Raw genomic sequence first — 23056 nt, forward strand, 5'->3', positions numbered from 1 at the left:
ATGCAGTTCGGCCGCACCTACGAAGAGTTCGAAGTCGGCGCCGTGTACAAGCACTGGCCCGGAAAGACGGTCACCGAGTACGACGACCACCTCTTCTGTCTCCTGACCATGAACCACCACCCCCTCCACATGGACAGCAACTATGCGGAGAAGACGACGGACTTCGGGAAGAACGTCGTCGTGGGCAACTACATCTACTCGCTGCTCCTCGGCATGTCCGTGCCCGACGTCTCCGGCAAGGCGATCGCCAACCTGGAGGTCGAGTCGCTCAAGCACGTGGCGCCGACCTTCCACGGCGACACCATCTACGGCGAGACGACCGTGCTCGACAAGACGCCGTCGAGGTCGAAGAGCGACCGCGGCATCGTCCACGTGGAGACCAAGGGCTACAAGCAGGACGGCACGATCGTCTGCGTGTTCCGCCGCAAGGTGATGGTGCCCACCGAGACGTACGTCAAGGAGCGCGGAAGGGGGCACCTCCCTGGTCATTCAGACCTTGGGGGAGAGCAGCCCGGCCGCCCGGAGCCGCTGGACATTCCCAAGAAGAGCCAGGAGAAGTGACGTCATGAGCCGACTCGCGCAGACCGCCGGTCTCACCGACATCCAACGGGAGATCCTCTCCACCGTCCGGGACTTCGTCGACAAGGAGATCATTCCGGTCGCGACGGAGTTGGAGCACCGCGACGAGTACCCGCAGCAGATCGTCGACGGTCTCAAGGAGTTGGGCCTGTTCGGCCTGATGATTCCGGAGGAGTACGGCGGCCTCGGCGAGTCGCTGCTCACCTACGCGCTGTGCGTGGAGGAGATAGCGCGGGGCTGGATGTCGGTCTCCGGCATCATCAACACCCATTTCATCGTCGCCTACATGCTCAAGCAGCACGGCACGCAGGAGCAGAAGGAGACGTTCCTGCCGCGGATGGCGGCCGGCGAGGTGCGCGGCGCGTTCTCCATGTCGGAGCCGGGGCTCGGCTCCGATGTGTCGGCGATCACGTCCAAGGGCGTCAAGGACGGCGACGAGTACGTCCTCAACGGCCAGAAGATGTGGTTGACGAACGGCGGCACATCCACTTTGGTGGCCGTCCTGTGCCGAAGTGACGAAGGACACCCCGAGGGCACCGCCCCCCACAAGTCGATGACCACGTTCCTTGTCGAGAAGGAGCCCGGTTTCGGAGAGGTCAGGCCGGGCCTCACCATCCCCGGCAAGATCGACAAGATGGGTTACAAGGGGGTCGACACCACCGAACTCATCATGGACGGGCTACGCATTCCGGCCAATCGCGTGCTCGGCGGAGCCACCGGCCGAGGGTTTTACCAAATGATGGACGGCGTCGAAGTCGGCCGCGTCAATGTGGCGGCGCGTGGTTGCGGCGTCGCTCAGCGTGCATTTGAGCTCGGTGTCTCGTATGCCCAACAACGGCACACTTTCGGCAAGGCGATCGCCCAGCACCAGGCGATTCAGTTCAAGCTTGCCGAGATGGCTACCAAGGTCGAGGCCGCGCATGCGATGATGGTCAATGCAGCACGCAAAAAGGACTCAGGGGAACGAAACGACCTGGAAGCAGGGATGGCGAAGTACCTCGCATCCGAGTACTGCAAGGAAGTCGTGGAGGACGCGTTCAGGATTCACGGTGGTTACGGCTTCTCCAAGGAGTACGAGATCGAGCGCCTCTACAGGGAGGCCCCGATGCTGCTGATCGGTGAAGGTACCGCCGAGATCCAGAAAATGATCATTGGTCGTCGACTGCTCGAAGAGTATCGATTCCAGGGCTAGATGCCCGGTTTGAGGTGGTTTCTTCGCGAAGAAGATCACACCCTGTCAACACTCTTCGGCCGTCGACTCGGCTTCCTGGCTTGCCCAGTTGTGCCTCGCAACCGATAGCATCCGGAGAAAGCCGCCGTCCCCCATTCACTGCGCGGCATCATCCGCTACGAAGGTCATCCATGCCCCACAGCCAAACCTCTGCACCACGCGACGGCATTCTTCAGGGACGCCTTGCTCGCGGAGCATCGCCGTGGCTCCTGCCGACCGTCGCCACCGCGGCACTCAGCCTCGCCCGCGCGCGCCGGTCCAAGGGCGCCGCGGCCGTCGCCGTGCCCGCCACCGCGCTGGCGGCGGGCATGCTGTGGTTCTTCCGCGACCCCGAGCGCGAGATCACTCAGGGCCGGGTCATCTCGCCGGCCGACGGCGTGGTGCAGAGCATCATGCCGTGGAAGGACGGGCGTACCCGCGTCGCCATCTTCATGAGCCCGTTGAACGTCCACGTCAACCGCGCGCCCCTCGCGGGCACGGTGACGTCCGTGGAGCACATCCCCGGCGGGTTCGTCCCGGCATTCAACAAGGAGAGCGAGAACAACGAGCGCGTTGTCTGGCACTTCGACACCGAGCTCGGCGACATCGAGATGATCCAGATCGCGGGCGCGGTGGCCCGGCGCATCGTGCCCTACGTGCCGCAGGGCTCGAAGGTGGAGCAGGGCGAGCGGATCGGCCTGATCCGCTTCGGCTCCCGCGTCGACATCTACCTCCCCGAGGGTGTCGAGGTGGACGTCGAGGTCGGTCAGAAGACCGTGGCTGGGGTGACTCGCATTGACCGTGGTTGATCCTGAGACACAAGCGGGCTGGGTGCCCGAGGCCGCGGAGGACGAGGCCGACGAGGAGATGCCTCTCTCGCTGCGCCTCTCAATAGCGGACACCCTCACGCTCGGTAACGCCACGTGCGGGTTCATGGCGGTGTACTTCACCACCACGGGCATCCTCATCCCGCACCTCCAGGGCAGCAACGAGAGCGGCATGGCGCGGCACTCCGCCGCGACCGCCGTGATCCTGATGCTCTGCGCGGCCGTCTTCGACCTCTTCGACGGGCTCGTGGCACGCAAGCTGCGGTCCTCGCCGATGGGCGCCGAGCTCGACAACCTGTCGGACCTGATCAGCTTCGGTCTGGCCCCGGCGTACTTCGTCCTCGTCTACGGCATGGTCGCCGACGACGCACACCAGCGGGTGGCGGCGGTCGGCGCGATCGTCGTGTTGCTGGCGGTGGTGCTGCGGCTTGCGCGGTTCTCGTGCGTGACCGTGAAGGACGGCACGTTCCAGGGCATGCCATCGCCCTTCGGGGCGCTCACGGTCGTCTCGATCGTGCTCCTGGAGCTGCCCTTCTGGGCGACGCTCCTGGCGATCATCGGGACGGCGTGGCTCATGGTCAGCCGGGTCGAGTACCCCAAGCCGCGGGGTCCCCTCGCGGTGGCCATGCTCTCCTGGATCGTCGCGGCCATGGGGCTGCTCGCGGCCTGGGCGTTCGACGCGCCCGGCGGCCTGCTCCTCCTGCAGACCGGCTGCGCGCTCCAGGTCGTCCTCGGCGCGGTGATCCCCCTCTTCGCCACGGCTCGGAGGGTGAACAACTTCCGGGACAACCGGCGGGAAGCCCGTGCGCAGTTGCCGTAGCGGCGCTTGAGCAGTGTTCTTCGGGGGCCCGGACCTTTTGGTCCGGGCCCCCGTTGCTTTGTGTCCGGCGCCCTTCGGGCGTGTCCTCAAACGCCGGACGGGCTTTTCATGACAAGCACCTTCACGTGGTCGTCCGGGTGGGCCAGGGTCTCCATCGCCTCGTCCACCTGTCCGAAGCCCACCTCCCCCGTGATCAGCGCCGCCGCGTCCACCCTCCCGTCCGCGATCCTCTCCAGCGTGCGGGGGAATTCCTCCGGCGGGTACTGCATGCACATGGTCACCGTGATGTCCTTGCAGATGCCCACGGCGGGGCGGAAGACGTCCTCCGTCATGCAGGCGCCGATCAGCAGGACGCGGGTGGAGCGCGGGGCACGGTGCAGGACCGTGTTCAGCATGCCGGGCCTGCCCGAGCACTCGTACACGGTCAGTGACTGGCCGGACGCGCGCGCATCGCGCCAGACGTCGAAGGGGTCGCGCACCGCCGGATCCACCACCGTGTGCGCCCCGAAGCGGGCCGCCAGCGCCCTGCGGCGCGGGGAGGGCTCCGACACGACGACGGGGGCGACGCCCCGCTCGGCGAGCGCCGCCGTGGCGCCGAGGCCGATGGGACCCGCCCCGATGACCAGGGCGCCCGTACCGGGGGCCTGCGCCGCGCGGGCGACGTTGCCGAAGCCGACGGCGAGCGGCTCGGTGAGGGCCGCGACGCGCGGCGGTACGTGGTCGGGGACCGCGACGAGGGCCGCCTCCTGGAGCGTCATGCGCTCGCCGAAGCCGCCGGGGAAGTGCGTCGAGTAGCCGATGGTGCGCAGGGTTCCCGAGGGGTCCAGGGCCCACGGCAGGCCCACCACGACCTTGCCCTGCCACTCCCCCGGGCTCAGCACCCGCGCGCACAGCTCGTGGCCCATCACGAGGTCCTGCCCGGGGTCGAAGAGGAACGCCTCCGTGCCCGAGTCCCGCCAGGCCGCGAGGAAGTCCTCGGTGTGCCGGACCGCCGAGAGGTCGGAGCCGCAGATGCCGGTGGCCAGCGTCTCGGCGAGCACCTGGCCGGGCCCCGGCGCGGGCGGCTCGGGGACCTCGGTCTCGACGAAGCGTCCCGCGCGCAGCACCGCCGCCCTCATCGCGCCTCCCCGACGGCGGCGTCGACGGCCGCGCGCATGGCGCCCAGGAAGCGTTCGCTGTGCGCGCGGGCCCAGGCCATGGACTCCTCGCGGGCCCGGTTGGCGCCGGTGAAGTGCGGCACGACGTACTCGGCGAAGAGTTCGTAGCTGCGCCGCTTGGCCTCCGGTGTGCCGGTCGGCAGGTCGAGCAGGAGCAGCGTGCCGAAGCCGCCGGAGGCCTCGGCGAGCGCCTCGATGCGGGCGACGGCGTCCGCCGGGGTGCCGATGGTCGCGACGCCGAAGACCGGGAGGCCCTCGCCGGTCCAGCGGTCGAGCGCGTCCTGCGCGGTGCGGCCCCACGGGAGCGTGCTGTCCGAGAGGCCCTCGATGTAGCGGACCAGGTGCAGCACCCCGTACGCGGCCTGTTCGCGGGCCTCGGTGGCGGTCTCCGCGAGGTGCATCGGCACGACGAGCCGCCAGGCTGCCCGGTCCGCGGTGTGGCCGTGCTCGGCGCAGGACTTCTCGTACGCGGCCCAGTTCCCGGTCAGCGCGGCGAGCCCGGTCGGGTCGCCGGCCGCGAGGGAGAGCAGCCCGATGCCGTGCCGTCCCGCCTGCACGGCGCCCGTGGGCGAGACGGTGGAGGCGACCGCCAGCTCGACGCCCTCGGGGCGGTGGGAACGCAGCTGGAGCCGCGCCTGCGCCAGTTCGAACCAGTCCGTGCGCATGGTGACGGTCTCGCCGCGCAGCAGCCGTACGACGGCCTCCAGCGCCTCGGCCATCATGGCGCGCTGCCGCAGCGGGTCGATGCCCATCATGAAGGCGTCGGAGGCGAGCTGGCCGGGGCCCGCGCCCAGCATCACGCGGCCCGTCGTCTGGTGGTCGAGCTGGCGGATGCGGTCCGCGAGGATCAGCGGGTGGTGGTAGGGCAGCGAGTTCACGCCGGTGCCGAGCCTGATGCGGCGGGTGTGCTCGGCCGCCGCCGCGATGAAGACCTCGGGCGAGGCGATCGTCTCGTACCCGGCGGAGTGGTGTTCGCCGATCCACGCCTCGTCGAAGCCGAGGGCGTCGAGGTGGCGCACCAGGTCGAGGTCGCGGCGGAGCTGGAGCGCGGGGTTCGACGCGAGGCCGTGGTAGGGCGCGAGGAAGGTGCCGAAGCGGGTGGGGGTGAGCGGGGCGGGGCCCTGGTGATCCATGCGTACGCCTTTCACCGGGAAGGACGTCGGACATAAAATCGGGCGGTCGCTGATTTGTGTCTCACGTCCTATACCGGAGCCCGTGAGAGGTCAACACACAGGAGGGGGTGGACCGTTGGAGGCGCCACGGACCCGCCGCCGCGCGGACGGCTCGCCCAGCGCGCGGACCCTGCTCCTGACCGTCCTCGGGGAGTACGTGCGGTACGCGGGCGGCGCGCGCGTGTGGTCCCGCGCCGTGGTCGGCGCGCTCGGCGCCTGCGGGATCGGCGAGGCGGCGACCCGGCGCGCGGTGAGCAGGCTCGTGCAGGAGGGCTGGCTGCGCACGGAGCCGGTGGGCCGCCGCACCGTCCTGGTCCTGGAGCCGCGTCTGGTCGCGCTGCTCACGGCGTGGACGCACCGGCTCGAACGCGCGGTGCGGGCGACGCCCTGGCACGGCGAGTGGCAGCAGCTGCTGCTGCGGGGGCCCGCGCAGGGGCATGCCCTGGTGGCGCAGCAGCTGGCCTTCGAGGGCTTCGGGCCGCTGGAGCGCGGCGTGTGGGTCGCGGCGGACGCGGGCGGCGTGGACGCGCTGAAGGGGCTGCTGCGGGAGCAGGGGCTCACCGGGCACGCGACGTGGCTGACGTGCCGGGCCGAACGGGACGCCGAGCTGGTCGCGGGGGCCTGGGACCTGGCGGCGGTGCGCGCCGTCCACGAGGGGTTCAGCGGGCGCTTCGGCGGGGCGCGGGCCGCGTCGGACGAGGCGGCGTTCGTCCTGCGGACGCGGCTCGTGCACGCCTGGCGCGGCACGTTCGAGCGCGATCCGCGGCTGCCCGCCGAGCTGCTGCCGGGCGACTGGCCGGGGCTCGACGCGACGCGGCTCTTCGTCCGGACGTGGCGGGCGCTGCGCGCCCCGGCGGACCGTCACTGGGACCTGCTGTCGCGCGATCCCCAGGTGCGACAGCAGGTGCGACGGCAGATGTGACGGCGCGTGCGCGGCGCGCGCTCAGGGGCGCGGGGAACTGCGCACACCACCCCCGGCCCCGCACCCGACGAGCGGGACAAGCCCACTCCCAGCCGGGGGGGGACGCGCAGCGCCCGTCGAGCCACCGCCGGATCGCGCCGTACCCGGCCCCTCACGCGCCCGGCGTGTAGCCCTTCGTCTCCTCGGCCGCCCGCGCCTCGCGGACCACCTTCATGCCGCCGGTCGCCGACTTGTCGGGGCGCAGGATGACGCTCTTGTCCGACGACGGGGCCTTGGGGTCGGTGAAGTCCTGCGGGACGCCGAAGCCGGTGTCGAAGTCGTCGATCGTCAGCAGGGCCTCGTCGACGCCCTCCCGGGTGAGGTCCTTCTTCGCGCAGGCCTTCTTCAGTGCCTCGCCGAACACGGCGGCCGCCGTCCAGCCCGCCACGACGCCGTTGTCGAGGGAGTCCTTGGGATACGCCTTGCGGTAGTCGGCGACGAGCTTCTGGGCCGCCTCGGTGTCCGCGCCGATGGGCAGCGTGGGCGAGGCGACGTAGTAGTTCTTCTGGAGCGCGGGGCCCGACTGGGTGGCGAGGAGCTGCGGGGCGAACGCCGAGTTGTTGCCGATGATCGGCACGTCGAAGCGGCCGGCCGCCGCGACGCCGACCAGGGACGCGGCCTGGCGCGGGCCCGCGCTGATCACGACGGCCTCGACCCCGGCCTTCTTGAGGGCGGAGACCTGCGCGGTCATGTCGTTGTCCGTCGGCTTGATCTTCTGCTCGACGACCGTGAGGCCCGCCTGCTTCGCCATGTACGTCGAGCCCTTGAGGGCGTTCTCGCCGTAGTCGCCCTCGAAGTAGACGTGGCCGAGCTTGTCGCCCTTCTTCAGGCCCTTCTCCTTCATCAGGAAGTCGATCGCGTTGATGGTCTCCAGGTCGTACGTGGAGCCGAGCACGCGCACGTAGGGGCTGCCCAGGAGGTTCGCCGACCAGGCCTGCGGCAGGACGAGGCCCTTGTCCGTGCCGTCGACGCGCTGCTTGACGGCCGCGACGAACGGGGAGCCGATGAACTGGGTGAAGCCGAGGACGTCGGGCTCCAGTTCGGTGTAGGCGGCGACGGCCTTCTGCGGGTCGTAGCCGTGGTCGCGGACGGTGAGTTCGAGCTGGTGGCCGCAGATGCCGCCGGCCGCGTTGGCCTGGTCGACGTAGAGCCGCTGTGCCTGGGTGACGCTCTTGCCGAGGGTGGCGTAGACGCCCGTCATGTCGGTGAGCGCGCCGAGGTGGATGGTCTTGCCGGAGACGCCCTTGCCGGTCTTGACGCCTCCCGCGCTGGTGCCGCCACCCCCGTCGTCGTCCTTCGCCTTGGAGCTGCACGCGCCGAGCGCGAGCAGCGCGGCGAGCGCGGTCGCGGCCGCGGTGGCCCTGCTCAGCGCCTTCCTGGTGCCCTTGACCCTGGAACTCATGCTTCCTCCCCTGGAGTTGGCTTGCTGCGCCGTGCGGTGATCCTCACCAGGCCGCCGGGCAGGAAGAGCACCACCGCGACGACGGCGGCGCCGTACAGATAGCGGGACGCCTCGCCCGGTGCGATCCCGCCGGTGCCGGGCGCGGAGACGAGGGGCAGGGCGTCGCTGTAGCGGGTGAGCAGCTGGGGCAGCAGGGAGACGAGCGCGGCGCCGGCCACGGCTCCCGCGACCGAGCCGAGGCCGCCGATGACGATCATCGCGAGGTATTCCAGGGAGAGCGTCATGCCGAAGTAGTCGGGCACGGTGCGCTGGAAGACCAGGGCGAGCAGCACTCCGGCGAGCCCCGCGTACATCGAGGACAGGACGAACACCCCGGCGCGGTAGCGGGCCACCGGGACGCCGATGACGCCCGCGGCGACGCGGTGGTCCCTGATCGCGTTCATGGCGCGCCCCGGGCGCCCTCGCAGCACGCCGCGGGCGAAGATCACGCAGCCGAGCAGCAGCACGAGGCCCGCGTACCAGAGCTTCTCCGCGGAGCCGAACGGCACGGCGGCGACGACGACTTCGCGGTCGTCGAAGGTGAGGCCGAAGAGGTTCAGGGGCGGTACGTCGCGTCCGTTGGCGCCGCCGGTCAGGTCGTGGGCGTTGAACAGGACGTGCTGCCCGATGAAGATCAGCGCGAGGGTCGCGATGCCGAGGTAGGCGCCGCGCAGCCGTCCCGCGATGGGACTGAAGAGCCCGCCCGCGAGCCCGGCGGCCGCCACGGCGAGCACCGCGGCGAGCCAGGTCGGCAGGCCGAGCCCGGTCAGGCCCGCACCGCCGTCCGCCGCAAGGACGCAGTAGCCGTACGCCCCGACGGCGAGGAAGAAGGCGTGCCCCATGGAGAGTTGGCCGGTCGCGCCGGTGAGGAGGTTGATGCCGATGGCGCCGATCGCCGCGGCCATCGCGAAGAGGCCCGCCTGGAGCCAGAAGCGGTCGACGTAGAAGGGCAGCGCGAGGAGCAGGACGGCGGCCGCGGCCCGGACGTACGTGCGGCGGCTGCTGATCAGCGTACGACCGCGGGAGCGCGGCCCGGTGGTGACGGCCTCAGACACGGGCGAGCTCCTTCGTGCCGAAGAGGCCCGCGGGCCTGACGAGCAGGATGACGGTCATCACGAGGTAGGGCGCGAGGTCACCGAGTCCCCTGCCCAGGAAGGTGAGTTCACTCTGGTAGCCGGTGGCGAGGGACTCGGTCACGCCGACCACGAGACCGCCGACGAGCGCGCCCGTGGTGGAGTCGAGGCCGCCGAGGATCGCGGCGGGGAACGCCTTCAACGCGGCGAGTGACGTGGCCCGTTCGAGGCCGGGGGTCGGGAACACGGTGAGGAAGAGCGCGGCCACGGCGGCGAGCCCGCCCGCCACCGCCCAAGCGCCGAGCGACACCCTGCCCAGGCGTACGCCCATCAGCGCGGCGGTCCCCGGGCTCTCGGCCGCGGCGCGCATCGCCACGCCCCAGGAGGTGTACCGGAAGGCGAGCAGGAAGACGCCGATGAGGAGCGCGGCGGCGAGGAACGCGGCGATCCTGGTGTGCGCGAGGGAGACGGGTCCGACGGTGAGCACCGCGTCGCCCCAGGGGTCGCCGAGCGCGAGGACGTCGGTGCCCAGGCGCCGGGTGAGTTCGGTGGTGAGCAGGATGTCGACGCCGATGGTGACGATGGCGAGGACGCTGTGGTCACTGCCCCGATAACGCCGCATGACGAGGAACTGGACGGCGGCACCGACCACCGCGGCACCCGCGATGCCGACGAGCAGCGCGGCCCAGAAGCCGATGTCGTCGTGGAGGGAGGCGGTGATGTACCCGCCGGCGAGGAGCAGCGAGGCGTGCGCGAAGTTCACCACTTCGGTGGCACGGAAGATGACGACGAAGCCGAGGGCGATGAGGGCGTAGACGGACCCCAACGAGAGCCCGTTGAGGAGGAGTTCGACGAAGGTGGTCATGGGCGGGGGGCCTCCTTGCCGTCGGGGCGGTCTCCGGCGGGTCCGTCACCTGCGGCCGGGTCTCCCTCCGCCCCCTCGTCCCCGCCCAGATAGGCGCGGACCACCGCCGGATCGTTCTGTACGGCGCCGGGGGCGCCGTCGGCGATGCGGCGGCCGAAGTCGAGTACGGTCACCGCGTCCGCCAGTCGCATCACCACGCCCATGTCGTGTTCCACCAGGACGATCGAGATGCCGAGGCTGTCGCGGACGCCCGCGATGACCGCGGCGGTGCGGCGGCGCTCGTCGGCGGTCATGCCCGCGACGGGCTCGTCCAGGAGCAGCAGCCGTGGCTCCATGCACAGGGCGCGGGCCAGCTCGGCGAGCTTCTGCTGCCCGTACGGCAAGGACCCGGCGGGCTTGTGGAGTTGTCGTTCGATGCCGACGAACGCGGCGATCTCGCGGACGCGTTCACGGTGCCGCCGTTCCTCGCGGGCGGCCGAGGGGAGGCGCAGACCGGCCGCGACGAAGCCGGTCCTGGTCAGCCGGTGGCGGCCCAGGAGCAGGCTGTCGGCGACGGTGGCGCGCGGCGGCAGGGCGAGGTTCTGGAAGATCCGCGCGACGCCGAGGTCCGCGATGCGGTGCGGGCGCATCCCGGTGAGCTCGTGCCCGCCGAAGCGGACGCTGCCGGAGCTCGCGCGGTACACGCCGGACAGCACGTTGAAGCAGGTCGACTTGCCCGCGCCGTTGGGTCCGATGACGGCGTGCACGGTGCCGGGGCGGACGGTGAAGCTGACGGCGTCCAGGGCGGTGAGCCCGGCGAAACGGACGGTCAACTCGCGGACGTCGAGGGGCGGTACGGACACGTCGGGGTTCGCGACGACGGGCCCGCTCATCGGCCCGCCTCCACCCAGCGCGGCAGCGTCGGCAGGGCGCCGAGGCCACGCGACGCGTCGTCGGCCGCGTCCTCGTCGACCACGCCGAGGTAACGGCGGCGCACCTCGTCGGACGCGGCGAGTTCGGCCGCCGCGCCCGCCAGGGCGACCTCGCCGACGTCCAGGACGTACGCACGGGTGGCGAGCCGCAGCGCGAGCGCCGCGTTCTGCTCGACGAGCAGCACCGAGGTGCCCTGGGCGTTGATCTCGCGGATGGTGTCGGCGATGCGCGCGGCCATCAACGGGGCCAGCCCCAGGGACGGTTCGTCGAGCAGCAGCAGCCTCGGCGACGCCATCAGGGCCCTGCCCACCGCGAGCATCTGCTGCTCGCCGCCGGAGAGCAGTCCGGCGCGCTGGGCGCCGCGCTCGGCGAGGACGGGGAACAGCGCGTGGACGCGCCGCAGCGCGTCGGCCTTCGCGGCCCGCGACCCGGTGGAGCCGAGCGCCCCCGCGCGCAGGTTGTCGGCGACGGTCATCCGGGCGAACACCTGCCTGCCCTCGGGGACATGGGAGATCCCCGCGGCCACCACCCGGTCCGGCGCGAGCGTGTCCAGGCGCCGTCCGGCGAAGTGGACGGAGCCCGAGGCGAGCGCCCCGCCCTGGAAGGACAGGGTGCGGGAAATGGCGCGCAGGAGCGTCGACTTGCCCGCACCGTTGGCGCCGAGCACGGCGACCACCTCCCCGTCGGGCAGGTCGAGCGAGACCCGCCGCAGGGCGCGCACGGGGCCGTACCCCACCGAGAGGTCGCGTACGACGAGACCGGCCCCGGCCGCGCCGGAAGGGTCAGCGCCCGCATCGTCCACGTCGGAACCAGCCACGTACCAACCCCCTGTCCCGCGCGGCCCGTCCGCCGCGTGGCGCTCACCCCAGCACCGCGGCGGCGGCCCGTCCACGGGCCGCGGGCGAATCGCTGCCCCGGACCAGCGGCGGCGGCCCGCCGTTGTGCACGCGCACAACGTCGCGCGTCAGGGGCCTGCCGGAGCGCACCACCGCATGGCATCCTCCGCACCAACGACGTCCCGGAGCGCGGCGGAGGAGGATCCATGGGCGGGCACGCGTTCGGGCGCAGGCCGCGGACCGGGCACGACTGGAAGCTCCTGAAGGAGGCGTGCACGGCGCTGCTGCCGCGCCTGCCCGAGCTGGTCGACGAGCATCTGCGCCAACTCTCCGCGCACTCACCGGTGTTCGGCCGCGTCCTGCCGCACGACGTGCAGTGGCGGGAGGCCGAGGAAGCGATGCGGATCGGCATCGAGGCGATGTCGGCGCCCCGCGCCTCACCGCGCCGCGACCTGGAGTACGCGGAGGAGGCGGGCCGGCGCCGGGCCCAACAGGGCCTGCCGCTCGATCTGTTGGTGCACTCGTACCGCAACGCGGGCTACCTGGTGTGGGACTCGCTCCTGGAGGGCGCGGCCGGGCGCGACCCGGAGCGGCTCGCGGTCCTGATGCGGTCGGCGACGATGGTCTGGTCGGCGGTGGACGCGCAGGCCGCGGTGGCATCCGACGCGTACCGGGCGACCGAGATGGAACTGCGGCGGCGTACGGACGAGCAGTTGCAGGCGCTGCTCGACGCGCTTCTGGAGGGCCAGTCGGCGCCGGGCGTCGCGGCGCGCGCGGCGGCCGGGCTCGACCTGCCCGAGCACGGCCCCTACGCGGTGGTGGTCCTGCGCGTGGAACGGCGCGACGGGCGCGAGGCGTTCCACCGGCAGATCCAGCGCGGCGGCTTCCGTTTCATCTGGCGGATGCGGACGGACTGCGAGGTCGGCGTGGTCGCGCTCGGCGCGGACGAGGGGCTCGACGGGCTCGCGCGCCTGGTCGACGGGCGCTGTCCCGGGCCCGGCGGGATCAGCCCGGTGGTGGGCTCACTCGCGGAGCTCGGCAGGGCGCGCCGCCTCGCGGAGCTGGCGCTGCGCACCTGCCCGCCGGACGCGACGGGGATCGTACGCCTCGACCGGCGGATGCCGACGGCCCTGGTGGTGAGCCAGCCGGAGCTCGCGGGGCTGCTCGTCGACGACGTGCTCGGCGAGGTCCTCGCGCTCGAACCCGGGGACCGCGCGGTCCTGTTGGAGACGCTGGACGCGTGGCTGGCCTGCGAGGGATCGGCGGGGCGGGCGGCCGGACGGCTGTACTGCCACCGCAACACGGTCTTCAACCGGCTGCGCAGGCTGGAACAGCTGACCGCCCGCTCGCTGGCGCGGCCCCGCGACCTGGTGGAGGTGGCGCTCGCGGTGGAGGCCCACCGCCTTTCGCCGCCACCACCTGGCGCCGCGGGCAAAGCACTTACGTACTGAGGTACTGACGTGCTGACGTACCGAGCCGGCGGCCGGTCCGAAGGGTCCGCTAGACGGCGCTAGACGCTGAGCAGATCCTGGAAGGCGCTCGCCGACTCCGTCACGGACCTGCCGAAGGGCGCGTCGAAGTTCCAGACCAGGAAGAGCAGGAAGGCGATCAGGGCGCTGAACGTCCCCGCGAGCAGCAACTCCCGTGCGGAGCGTCTGATCTGGAGCGTGAAGATCAGGCCGACGGTGACGATCGCCCCGGCGAGGAGGCCGAACCAGACCACGCCGGGCAGCGTCGCCTCCGCGTTGTCGGCGCGGGCCCTGCGTGCCTCGTCGGCGGCGGCCACCTGGTCGAGCAGCGGCTGATAGGTCTGCGCCTCCAGGTCGTTGGCGGGCTCGCGCTCGGCGATGTCCTCGCGGAGCGTGTCGAGGAGTTCGGTGCCCCGGTCGGTGAGCTCGTGGCGTTCGATCATGCGCGGCCACTCGACGGCCGTCACGTGCCGCGTGTAACTCCGCACGTCCTGCTGGATCCGGTCCCGTACGGCGGCCGGGTAGATGGTGGCGCGGCTGTTGATCTCGTGCAGCGCCTGGGCCTCCTGGCGGGTGCCGTCCTCGGCGGCGCCGCGCGCCTCCCAGACGCCCGCGATGGCGAGCCCGAGGACGATCGCGTACACGACGCCGACCATCATCACCATGTACTCGATGACGTCCGGTGTCTGACTCGGGTCGTCGTCCTCGGGCACGCGGCGGTGCCTGAGGACGGTGACGGTCAGAACGACCGCGCAGGCCAGCGCCATGGCGACGGCGAGTACGAGCCATTCCGTCACGAAGATCCTCCGGTGTGGGTGCGGGAACGGGAAGCGGCGCCCGAGCGGGAGCCCGAGCGCGGCCGCAGCAGGGCCGCGGCGAGGACCGCCGGAGTGGTGACCACCATCGTGGTGGTCACCACGGACCGGCCCGCCGGGGGTTCGGGACCCTCGGCGGGGCGGTAGTGCGGTGCGGGGAAGGAGGGGTCCCGGGGCGGCGCGGGCGCGGGCGGCCCGTGCGGCGGCGTGGACTCCAGGCGTACGGGGACGACGAGCTCCCGCACGCGGGGCGCGGCGGGGGCCGGGTCCGGTGCGGCGGGGCGGGTGCGGACGGGGTCCGGCGGCTCGGGGCCAGGGGGCTCGGCCGCGCGGTCGGCGGGCGGTGCGGGGGCCGGGGGCTGGGGCGGGTCCTGGTGCGGTGCCTCGGGGGCCGGGGCGGGCGCGATGCCGACGGCGGCCTCGGCGACGGGTTCGTCGGGGCGGCAGATCTCCACGTGCCCGGTCAGGGCCACGCCGAGCGCCTCGACGTGCGCGGCGACGGACGCGCCGGCCACCGGGCACAGGGTCGCGGCGATGCCCAGACCGCCGACGCCGAGACCCGCCCACCCGGTCAAGATCGACTCCTCTTCACGTACTGAAGAAACGATCAAGTTCCGGGTCGGATACGGGGGCTTCAGGACAGCCGTCACGGAACGACGGCGAGGCCCCGCCAGGGTGTGGCGGGGCCTCGTCGGACGTACGGAACAGGGTGTGTCAGGGACAGGGTGTATCAGGTACCGGGCGTACCGGGGATCCGGTGTGTCAGGTCAGGAAGTCCTGGGCGATGCGCTCGGCGACCGTCTCCAGGATGGGGCCCGCCTCCGCGATGCACCGGGCCACGTCGGGCTCGACGTCCGTGAGGGGGTAGGCGCGGCGGATGCCCGCCTTGCCGAGGACCTCGGGGGCGAGGGCGAGACGGCCGCAGACCGCGACGACCTCGATGCCCGCGGCCCTGGCCGCGGCGGCCACCCCGGCGGGCGCCTTGCCGTGCAGCGTCTGCTCGTCGAGCGAGCCCTCGCCGGTGATGACCAGGGTGGCCCGCTCCAGGGCGGGCGCGAAGCCGAGCACGTCGAGCATGACCTCGATGCCGGGCCGGAAACCCGCGCCGAGACCGACCAGCGCGCCGTACCCGATGCCGCCCGCGGCTCCGGCGCCGGGCGACTGCGCGTACTCGGCGGCCTTGGGGCCGATCGCCTTCTCCAGGACGGTGGCGAAGTGCGCGAGGGCCGCGTCGAGGGCCGCCACGTCCTCGGGGGACGCGCCCTTCTGCGGGCCGTAGACGGCGGGCGCGCCCTTCGGCCCGGTCAGCGGGTTGTCGACGTCGCTCGCGAGGACGATCTCGACGTCCTTCAGGCGCGGGTCCAGGCCGGACAGATCGGCGCTCGCGAGGTCCTTCAGCGGACCGCCGCCGGGCGCGACGGGCTCGCCGTCCGCGGCCAGGAAGCGCGCGCCGAGCGCGGCCAGCATGCCCGCGCCGCCGTCGGTCGTGGCGCTGCCGCCGACGCCGAAGACGATCGTGCGGGCCCCCGCGTCGAGCGCCGCGCGCAGCAGCTCTCCGGAGCCGTACGTCGTGGAGGTGAGCGGCGCGAAGACGCCGTCGGGGAGCAGCTGGAGGCCGGAGGCCTCGGCCATCTCCACCACGGCGGTGCCGTCCTTGAGCGCGTACGCGGCCGTGACCTGGTCGCCGAGCGGCCCCGTCACCCGCACCTCGCGGCGCTCGAAGCCGCCCGCGACGGCTGCCGCGACCGTGCCGTCGCCGCCGTCGGCGACGGGGAGCGCCTCGACCGCCACGCCGGGCGCGACCCGGTGGAGCCCCGCCGTCACCCGCTCCGCGACCTGGACGGCCGTGAGCGAACCCTTGAACTTGTCCGCGGCGATGAGCACACGCTGCGTCTGCCGCTCGTGTCCCGCCGTCCCTGCAGCGTCCGCCACCTTGCATTCCCCTTGCTTTCCGGGCCTTGCTCGCGTCAAGGCAGTCGCGCCGCTGCGACCATAACCGCAGGAGGGGCTCCCTGCCCATGGCCGCCCTTCGCCCAGGACGGCGTGGCCCGGTGAAAAATGGGCCTTTAGCGCACCATAGTGGTGCGTCATGAGCACGGAAATGATCGATCAGCCTCTGCCCGACGAGGGTCCGCCGGGCCCGCCGTCCACCGGAAACGATCCCGCGGGCGGCGCCCCTTCGGACGGCAGTCCGGACTTCGCCGTCATCGGCATCGGCGTGGTCGCCGTCCTCGCGGTGGTCGCCTGGGCGGCGATCGGCAAGGATTCCTTCGAGAGCGCGTCGAGCACGGCGCTCGCCTGGGTCCTGGAGAACTTCGCCTGGCTCTTCGTGATCGCCGCGGACGTCTTCCTCGTGCTGTGCGTGGTCATCGCGGTCAGCAGGTTCGGCCGGATCAGGCTCGGCAAGGACGACGCGCGGCCGGAGTTCACCGACCTCGCGTGGATCGCGATGATGTTCAGCGCGGGCATGGGCATCGGCCTGATGTTCTACGGCGTCGGCGAGCCCCTCACCCACTATCTGAACCCACCGCCCTCCACCGGCGCCGAGCCCCGCACCGGCGGCGCCGCGCGGACCGCCCTGGAGTACTCCTTCTTCCACTGGACCCTGACCCCCTGGGCCATCTATGGCATCGCGGGCCTCGCGCTCGCCTACGCGGGCTTCCGCAAGGGCCGGGGCAACCGGCTCAGCGCCGTCTTCGTCCCCCTGATCGGCGCCCGGCGGGCGGCGGGCTGGCCGGGCCGGATCATCGATCTGCTCGCGGTCTTCGCCACCGTCTTCGGCACCGCGACGAGCCTCGGCGTGGGCGCCCTCCAGGTCGCCACCGGGCTCAACCTCACGACGGGCGTGGAGAGTTCGACCACGCTCCAGCTGATCATCATCGTCTCCCTCGGCGCGGCGTTCGTGGCCTCGGCGTTCTCCGGGGTGCACAGGGGCGTGAAGTGGCTCAGCACCCTCAACCTCGCGCTCGCCGCCTGTCTCATGCTGTTCGTCTTCGTGCTGGGACCGACCGTCTACATCCTGGACGCGATCCCGGCCAGCGTCGGCGGCTACCTCCATCAGCTCCTGCCGATGGCCTCGCGCACGGGCGCGTTCACCGACAGCAGCTGGCTCGGCGCTTGGACGATCTTCTACTGGGCGTGGTGGCTGTCGTGGGCGCCGTTCGTCGGCACGTTCATCGCGCGGATCTCGCACGGCCGTACGATCCGTGAGTTCCTGATCGGCGTCCTGCTCGTGCCGAGCGGTGCCACCGTCATCTGGTTCTGCGTGATGGGCGGCACGGGGATCCGCCTGGACTCCACCGGCAAGGTCGACATGGCCGAGAAGGTCAAGGAGGGTGCGGAGTCCTCGCTCTTCGCGATGCTGGACGCGCTGCCGCTGGGCACGATCACCTCGTGGGTCGCGATGATCCTCGTCATGACGTACTTCGTCACGAGCGCCGACTCGGCCTCCCTGGTGATGGGCTCCCTCAGCAGCCGCGGCTCGCTGCACCCGCCGACCTGGCTGGTCGTCACCTGGGGCGTGCTGATGGCGGCGGTGGCCGCGGTGCTGCTCGTCGCGGGCGGCCTCAGCTCGCTCCAGAGCGCGACGATCCTGGTGGCGCTGCCGTTCGTCGTGGTGATGCTGACGCTGTGCTGGGCGCTGCTCAAGGAACTGCGCCAGGACCCGGGCGCGGGACCCGCGCGCGGCCACGCGCTGCACGGCCTGCGGGACGCGGTGCGCACGATGGTCGGCGACGCGATCACCGAGCAGACCCCGGAGCGTCACCCCCGGCTGCGACGGATCGTCAGGTCCCGCAGCCAGGACGAGGACTGACCGCACGGTGCCTGGGGGCCTGGGGGGGGCTGGGGCGCCTTGTGCGGGGTGCGTGGGGTGCGGGGTGCGCCGGTGCGCGGAGCGTGCGGAGTGCGCGGGGTGCGCGGGGCGTGCGGGGTGGTGGCCGCTCCTGGGCCGCCGCCCCGCCCGGCCCGGCCCGCCCGGAGGCGTCCGGCGGCCTCGGCCCGCCCCCGTACCTCCCCGCTCCCCCGCCCGCTCCCCCGCCCGCCCCGTACGCACGGCCCGGCCGCGCGGGACTCTCCCGGATTCGATAGACCTGTCGCATGACCTCCACGACCCCCACGGCCCCGGACCTCGGGGACCGCGTGCTCGGCGGCTGGCTCGGGCGGATCGCGGGCAACATGCTCGGCAAACCGGTGGAGCGGGGCGACCACTGGACACGGGACCGCATCGACCGCTATCTGCACGACGCCGGCGCGCTGCCGCTGACCGACTACCTTCCCGAACCCCCGGACGAGGACACGGAGTTACGGCTGCGTCCCGAATGGCGCAGATGTGTGCGCGGCCGGGTCCGCGGCAGCTGCCGTGACGACGACGTCGACTACGCGATCCTCGGCCTGCACCTCCTGGAGACCCACGGGTTCGCGTTCAGCACCGAGCAGGTCGGCGATCTCTGGCTGCTGCGGCTGCCGTACCTCCAGACGTTCACCGCGGAGCGCGCCGCCTACCGCAATCTCGCGAACGGGCTGCGGCCGCCGCTCACCGCCACGTACGAGAATCCGTACCAGGAGTACATCGGCGCCCTGATCCGCGCCGACGTCTTCGGCTGGACCTCGCCGGGCGATCCGCGCCGGGCCGCCGCGCTCGCCCGCCGCGACGCCGTGCTCTCGCACACGGGCAACGGCGTCTACGGCGCGATGTGGGCGGCCGCGCTCGTCGCCGCGGCGTTCACCGCGGCCACCCCGCGCGCCGCGGTGGACAGCGCGCTCACCGTTATCCCCGCGAGCTGCCGGCTCGCCCGCACCGTGCGGCGGGTGACCTCGCTGCACGAGGCGGGCCTCGGCTGGGCCGACACGCTCGACACGGTGGGCGAGGAGACCGCGGGGCTCGGCTGGATCCACGTCGTGCCGAACGCCGCCGTCCTGACCGCCGGACTCCTGTACGGCGAGGGGGACTTCACCGAGACCGTCGCGCGCACCGTGCGCGGCGGACTGGACACCGACTCCAACGGCGCCACGGCGGGCTCGGTGGCGGGCGTCCTGTGCGGGGCGGCGGCGATCCCCGCGCAGTGGACCGAGCCGCTGGAGGACCGGGTCAGCAGCGCGGTGTTCGGCTTCGACGGCGCCCGGATCAGCGAACTCGCGGCGCGCACCGCGGAATTGGCCGCACAATGATCCCATGCCTGAGTACCTGGAACTCGACCTGGCCGGGGCCGCGCTGCGCGTCGAGCTCGCCGACGTGGGGCAGGCGGCCGGATCCGGCGCGCTGCCGCCGGAGTTCGGCGTGCCCGAGCCCGTCTCGACCGGCGGCGGCCGGGGCGCGGCGCTGGCCGCCGGGGCGCTGCGGGCGACGCTGAGTCCGCTCGGGCCGCTCCTCGACGAGGTGCACGCCTCGGTGTCCCGGGCCCAGCGGCCGCCCGCGGAGTTCACGGTCGAGTTCGGCATCGAGGTGGGCAAGGACCTCAAGCTCGGCATCGTGGGGCTCAAGGGGTCGGCCACCATGACGGTGTCGGCGACGTGGCGGGGTGCGGAGGAGCCGTCCGCGGCCGGAGCGGGAGCCGGAGACGGAACCGGTCCTGGAACCGGACAGGACGCCGGCGCCGGAGCCGGGCATGGAACCGGACAGGGCGCCGGGGCCGGCGGGACGTCCGGCGACTCCACCGGGGCCTAGCCGTGGGCTGGTTCAGGGCGGCGCAGCAGCCGCCGCCGGTGGTCGCGGTCCTCGGGCGGCACGGCGACGCGGCGGTCGGCGCGGCCGCGCTGCTCTCCCCCGGCCGCGCCCTGACCTGCGCGCACGTGGTCAACGAAGCGCTCGGGCGGCCCGCGTTGAGCGGGACGGCACCCGCGGACGAGGTGCTCCAGGTCGGGTTCGCGCGGCGCACGGTACGGATCAAGGCCCAGATCGAGGTGTGGCTGCCGCCCCTGCGCGGCGCCGCCGCCTGGCAGGGCGACCTGTGCGTGCTCCAGCTCGCCGAGCCCGCACCCCCGGGCGCGGATCCGGTGGTCTGGACGGAGATGACGGAGGGTCAGTCGCTGCGGGCCTGGCACGGCTGCGGGGAGCCGATCACCTTCGCGGACACCGTCCTGAAACTGCTCGACGGTCAACTGGGCTATCTGGACGCGGCGTTGTCCGGCGCGGCGATCGGCCCCGGGTTCAGCGGCGGACCGCTTTGGACCGACTCGGGGGACAGCGTGGCCGGGCTCGTGGTGGGGCAGCTCGGCCAACCGGACGCCGCCGCGCACCCCGCGCACACCCTGCGGCGCACCTGGGCGCTGCCCTGGCAGGCCGTGCGCGATCAGCTGTACGCGGCGGGGGCGGGCGCCGTCGTGGCCGACTGCCGCACGCGGCGCGCCGCCCCGCCCGACGATCCGCTCGCGGCCGAACTCACCGAGCTGCTGCGCTCGTTGCTGCCCGAACCCGCCGTGCGCGCCGAGCACGCCCGGCGGCTCGCCGCCGAACTGGGCCTCACCGCGCCGCAGGACGGCTCGGCGCCCCGTGTCGAGGAGCTGACCGCCGTCCTGCTCGCCCGGCACCGCGCCCTGCCCACCCTCAGCGAGTCGCTGCTCGCCGCGGGACCCCACGGCGCGCGCCCCGACCGGCTCACCGCGCTGCTCGGCACCGGACGCGCGGTCGAGGCGGCCGGGCTGCTCTCGTGCGGCGAGCACGCCTTCCTCGCCAAGCACCTGCGGCGCGTCGTCCTCACCGACCCGACGCTGCCCGGCCGCGCGGCCCAGGAGGCCCTGCGCTACATCCCGCTCCCCTCCGCGCTGTGCACCGCACGGCTGCGGCCGGAGGCGCTGGGGCAGGTCATCGCGGACCTGGAGGAGTACCAGGACGGCGGCAGCGTGCCTGCGGGCACTCCGCGGGTGCCAGCGCTCGTGCACCTGGTCGAGTTCATCGCCGCGGCGACGGGCGGCGCCCTCGGCGAGGGCCTGAGCCGCTGGAGCGAGCGGGTCTGCGAGCGGCTCGGGGTGCATCCCGCGGCGCGCGACCAGCGCAGGGCCGACGCCGCGCACTGGGCGGGCGCGCGGGCGCCCCAGGTGACGCGGCTGCTCGCGCGGCTGGTCAGGGCCGAACCGGAGGGCGAAGGCACGGGCCCCGGCGCGGGCGCGGAGCGGACCGAGCGCTACCGGTGCCGCCTGTGGCAGCAGCGCGCGGACGGGTCGGTGCGCCGCCTGGAGACCGCGGCGGGCGACGCGCCGCTCACGCCCGAGCAGGTCGGCGCGCTGATCCGGGAGGGAGCCGAGCGCTCCGGGGACGGGCTGCTGCCCGCCGTGGACATCGAGGTCGACCGCGCCGGGCTGCATCTGCCCGTCGACGAGTGGGACGCGGGCAGCCCGAACGAGTTCGTGCCCAGCCTGCCGCTCGGCGCGTCCTTCCCGCTCACCCTGCGCTGCCCGGAGATGAGCCGCCGGGTGCCCCGGCGCGACGTCGAGCACCGCCGCCGCTGGGGCGACGGACACGGCAGACCGCTGGTCATCGACCCGAGCTGCGCGGACGGACGGCAGGTCGCCGCGCTGCTCAACTCCACCCACCGGGACGCCAACCACGTCGTCCTGCACGGCCCGCCCGCGCTCCGCACCCAGCTCCTCGACCTCTGTCTGGCCCTCGGCGTGCCCGTGGTGCTCTGGGACCGCGAGGCCGAGGGGCACGACCACGCCGACCGCCTCGAACCCCTCGCGCCGACCGGCCGGCTGCACGAACTCCCCTCGCGGGTCCACCGGTTCAGGGCTGCCGCACTTCCGGACCCGGCGGGCTTCCCGGCCCGCCCCTCCCTCGTCTGGGAGGACCTGGCCTGGCAGGACCGCGTGGGGTCCGAGCACGAGCCGAGGCTGACGGACCCCGACGCGCCGCGCCCGCTATCCGACGAAGGAGCACGCCGTTCATGACCGCACACGAGGGCTCCCCGCCGCCCCAGCCTCCCCCGCCGCCCCGCCAGGGCGACTGGCGGCTGTTCCGGGGTGACGGCGACGCCCGGCACGTCGACTTCCCCGAGGCCCCGCCGTGGCGCCGCTTCACCCCCGCGGACGGCGCGCCCAGACCCCGCCCGTATCTGATCGGTCCCGACGAGTCGGAGGTGGTCAACGCCGCGCTGCTGCTGCGCCGTCCGCTCCTGGTCACCGGCCATCCCGGCACCGGCAAGTCCTCCCTGGCGCACGCGATCGCGCACGAGCTGTCGCTCGGCCGCGTCCTCGCCTGGCCGGTCAACAGCCGCTCCACGCTGCGCGACGCCCTCTACGACTACGACGCGATCGGCCGCCTCAGGGAGTCCAACCTGCGCCGGGAGTCCGCCGCGGACGCCGCTACGGGCACGGGTGAGGGCACGGGCGACGCCACGGGCGAGAGTGCGGGCCCCGACATCGGCTCGTACGTCCGGCTCGGCCCGCTCGGCACCGCCCTGGTCCCCGGCGAGCGCCCGCGCGTCCTGCTCGTCGACGAGCTCGACAAGGGCGACGTCGACCTGCCGAACGACCTCCTGACGGTCTTCGAGGAGGGCGAGTTCGAGATCCCCGAGCTGGCCAGGCTGCCCGAGGACCAGTCCGACGTCGACGTGCTCACCACGGACCCGCGGGTGCGGGCGCGGGTGACGCGGGGCCGGGTGCGCTGCTCCGAGTTCCCCGTGGTGGTCATCACCAGCAACGGCGAGCGCGAGTTCCCGCCCGCGTTCCTGCGCCGCTGCGTACGCCTCGACCTCGCGGAGCCGGACGAGCAGCGGCTGCGGGACATCGTCGAGGCGCACCTCGGCGACGCGGCGCTGGACGGCGTGGACGACCTGCTCCGCGCCTTCCTGGGCCGCCGCGCCCCCGGCGAACTGGCCACCGACCAGCTCCTGAACGCGGTGTTCCTGCGCAAGGGCGGCCTCGACCTGCCGCCCGGCGCCCTGCTCGACGCGGTGCTCCACCGGCTCGGCGGGGCGGTCTAGG

At 73.1% G+C, this 23056-nt stretch carries 21 protein-coding genes; 11 read left to right on the forward strand and 10 right to left on the reverse strand.

Going from position 1 to position 23056, the window contains the following annotated elements; translation table 11 throughout:
- The 4 genes from ACIO9J_RS13395 (at position 1) to pssA (ending at position 3436) form a co-directional block, all read left to right on the forward strand.
- Positions 1–561, forward strand: a complete 561-nt coding sequence (locus ACIO9J_RS13395) for a MaoC family dehydratase (protein ID WP_401997213.1) — start codon at positions 1–3, stop codon at positions 559–561.
- Between the two features lie 4 nt (positions 562–565).
- A complete protein-coding gene (locus ACIO9J_RS13400; protein ID WP_401997216.1) occupies positions 566–1771 on the forward strand; it encodes an acyl-CoA dehydrogenase family protein in 1206 nt (401 codons plus the stop codon).
- 170 nt (positions 1772–1941) lie between these two features.
- Entirely contained in the window at positions 1942–2598 is a 657-nt protein-coding gene (locus ACIO9J_RS13405; protein ID WP_401997219.1) for a phosphatidylserine decarboxylase, read from the forward strand.
- Complete coding sequence (pssA, locus tag ACIO9J_RS13410) at positions 2585–3436, forward strand: CDP-diacylglycerol--serine O-phosphatidyltransferase (protein WP_401997222.1); 852 nt, start codon at positions 2585–2587, stop codon at positions 3434–3436. Before ACIO9J_RS13405 ends, pssA begins: the two co-directional genes overlap by 14 nt.
- A gap of 86 nt (positions 3437–3522) precedes the next feature.
- Here pssA and ACIO9J_RS13415 read toward each other — a convergent pair whose 3' ends face one another.
- Positions 3523–4554, reverse strand: coding sequence for a zinc-binding dehydrogenase (locus tag ACIO9J_RS13415; protein ID WP_401997224.1), 1032 nt, complete (start codon positions 4552–4554; stop codon positions 3523–3525).
- On the reverse strand, positions 4551–5726 hold the full coding sequence (locus ACIO9J_RS13420) for an LLM class flavin-dependent oxidoreductase (protein ID WP_401997227.1): 1176 nt from the start codon (positions 5724–5726) through the stop codon (positions 4551–4553). The genes ACIO9J_RS13415 and ACIO9J_RS13420 overlap by 4 nt, the downstream gene beginning before the upstream one ends.
- A 115-nt stretch (positions 5727–5841) precedes the next feature.
- Between ACIO9J_RS13420 and ACIO9J_RS13425 the strand changes: the two genes are divergently transcribed.
- The gene (locus ACIO9J_RS13425) at positions 5842–6687 is read left to right on the forward strand and encodes a PaaX family transcriptional regulator C-terminal domain-containing protein (protein ID WP_401997229.1); all 846 of its coding nucleotides are present in this window, start codon (positions 5842–5844) and stop codon (positions 6685–6687) included.
- Between the two features lie 151 nt (positions 6688–6838).
- Here the strand turns inward: ACIO9J_RS13425 and ACIO9J_RS13430 are convergent, their stop codons facing one another.
- Genes ACIO9J_RS13430 through ACIO9J_RS13450 form a run of 5 tightly spaced genes read right to left on the reverse strand, consistent with a single transcriptional unit; the run spans position 6839 to position 11834 of the window.
- On the reverse strand, positions 6839–8128 hold the full coding sequence (locus tag ACIO9J_RS13430) for an ABC transporter substrate-binding protein (RefSeq protein ID WP_401997232.1): 1290 nt from the start codon (positions 8126–8128) through the stop codon (positions 6839–6841).
- Positions 8125–9177, reverse strand: a complete 1053-nt coding sequence (locus ACIO9J_RS13435; RefSeq protein WP_401998577.1) for a branched-chain amino acid ABC transporter permease — start codon at positions 9175–9177, stop codon at positions 8125–8127. Before ACIO9J_RS13435 ends, ACIO9J_RS13430 begins: the two co-directional genes overlap by 4 nt.
- Positions 9178–9214: 37 nt before the next feature.
- Complete coding sequence (locus ACIO9J_RS13440) at positions 9215–10105, reverse strand: branched-chain amino acid ABC transporter permease (protein ID WP_401997235.1); 891 nt, start codon at positions 10103–10105, stop codon at positions 9215–9217.
- Positions 10102–10977 (reverse strand): ABC transporter ATP-binding protein, encoded by an 876-nt coding sequence (locus ACIO9J_RS13445; RefSeq protein WP_401997238.1) that lies wholly within the window; start codon positions 10975–10977, stop codon positions 10102–10104. Before ACIO9J_RS13445 ends, ACIO9J_RS13440 begins: the two co-directional genes overlap by 4 nt.
- Positions 10974–11834, reverse strand: a complete 861-nt coding sequence (locus ACIO9J_RS13450; RefSeq protein WP_401997241.1) for an ABC transporter ATP-binding protein — start codon at positions 11832–11834, stop codon at positions 10974–10976. Before ACIO9J_RS13450 ends, ACIO9J_RS13445 begins: the two co-directional genes overlap by 4 nt.
- A gap of 225 nt (positions 11835–12059) precedes the next feature.
- Here ACIO9J_RS13450 and ACIO9J_RS13455 point away from each other — a divergent pair, with 225 nt between their 5' ends.
- On the forward strand, positions 12060–13304 hold the full coding sequence (locus ACIO9J_RS13455; RefSeq protein WP_401997244.1) for a PucR family transcriptional regulator: 1245 nt from the start codon (positions 12060–12062) through the stop codon (positions 13302–13304).
- Between the two features lie 59 nt (positions 13305–13363).
- On the opposite strand, the gene ACIO9J_RS13460 is transcribed toward ACIO9J_RS13455, so the two are convergent.
- From ACIO9J_RS13460 to ACIO9J_RS13470, 3 genes are all read right to left on the reverse strand, one after another.
- Positions 13364–14119: a hypothetical protein gene (locus ACIO9J_RS13460; protein WP_401997247.1), complete on the reverse strand. Its 756-nt coding sequence runs from the start codon at positions 14117–14119 to the stop codon at positions 13364–13366.
- Complete coding sequence (locus tag ACIO9J_RS13465) at positions 14116–14712, reverse strand: hypothetical protein (RefSeq protein WP_401997250.1); 597 nt, start codon at positions 14710–14712, stop codon at positions 14116–14118. Before ACIO9J_RS13465 ends, ACIO9J_RS13460 begins: the two co-directional genes overlap by 4 nt.
- 187 nt (positions 14713–14899) lie before the next feature.
- A complete protein-coding gene (locus tag ACIO9J_RS13470) occupies positions 14900–16069 on the reverse strand; it encodes a glycerate kinase (protein ID WP_401997253.1) in 1170 nt (389 codons plus the stop codon).
- 157 nt (positions 16070–16226) lie between these two features.
- On the opposite strand from ACIO9J_RS13470, the gene ACIO9J_RS13475 reads away from it, so the two are divergent.
- From ACIO9J_RS13475 to ACIO9J_RS13495, 5 genes are all read left to right on the forward strand, one after another.
- The gene (locus ACIO9J_RS13475) at positions 16227–17951 is read left to right on the forward strand and encodes a BCCT family transporter (protein ID WP_401997256.1); all 1725 of its coding nucleotides are present in this window, start codon (positions 16227–16229) and stop codon (positions 17949–17951) included.
- Between the two features lie 284 nt (positions 17952–18235).
- Positions 18236–19306, forward strand: a complete 1071-nt coding sequence (locus tag ACIO9J_RS13480; protein WP_401997259.1) for an ADP-ribosylglycohydrolase family protein — start codon at positions 18236–18238, stop codon at positions 19304–19306.
- Between the two features lie 4 nt (positions 19307–19310).
- Complete coding sequence (locus tag ACIO9J_RS13485) at positions 19311–19802, forward strand: CU044_2847 family protein (protein WP_401997262.1); 492 nt, start codon at positions 19311–19313, stop codon at positions 19800–19802.
- Positions 19803–19804: 2 nt separating this feature from the next.
- Positions 19805–22021: a trypsin-like peptidase domain-containing protein gene (locus tag ACIO9J_RS13490; RefSeq protein ID WP_401997265.1), complete on the forward strand. Its 2217-nt coding sequence runs from the start codon at positions 19805–19807 to the stop codon at positions 22019–22021.
- Positions 22018–23055 carry an AAA family ATPase gene (locus ACIO9J_RS13495; RefSeq protein WP_401997268.1) on the forward strand — a complete coding sequence of 346 codons (1038 nt, stop codon included), beginning with the start codon at positions 22018–22020 and terminating at the stop codon, positions 23053–23055. The genes ACIO9J_RS13490 and ACIO9J_RS13495 overlap by 4 nt, the downstream gene beginning before the upstream one ends.
- Position 23056: the final 1 nt, after the last annotated feature.

The organism is Streptomyces sp. NPDC087300 (genome assembly GCF_044744425.1).
In the GTDB taxonomy this organism is placed as follows: domain Bacteria; phylum Actinomycetota; class Actinomycetes; order Streptomycetales; family Streptomycetaceae; genus Streptomyces.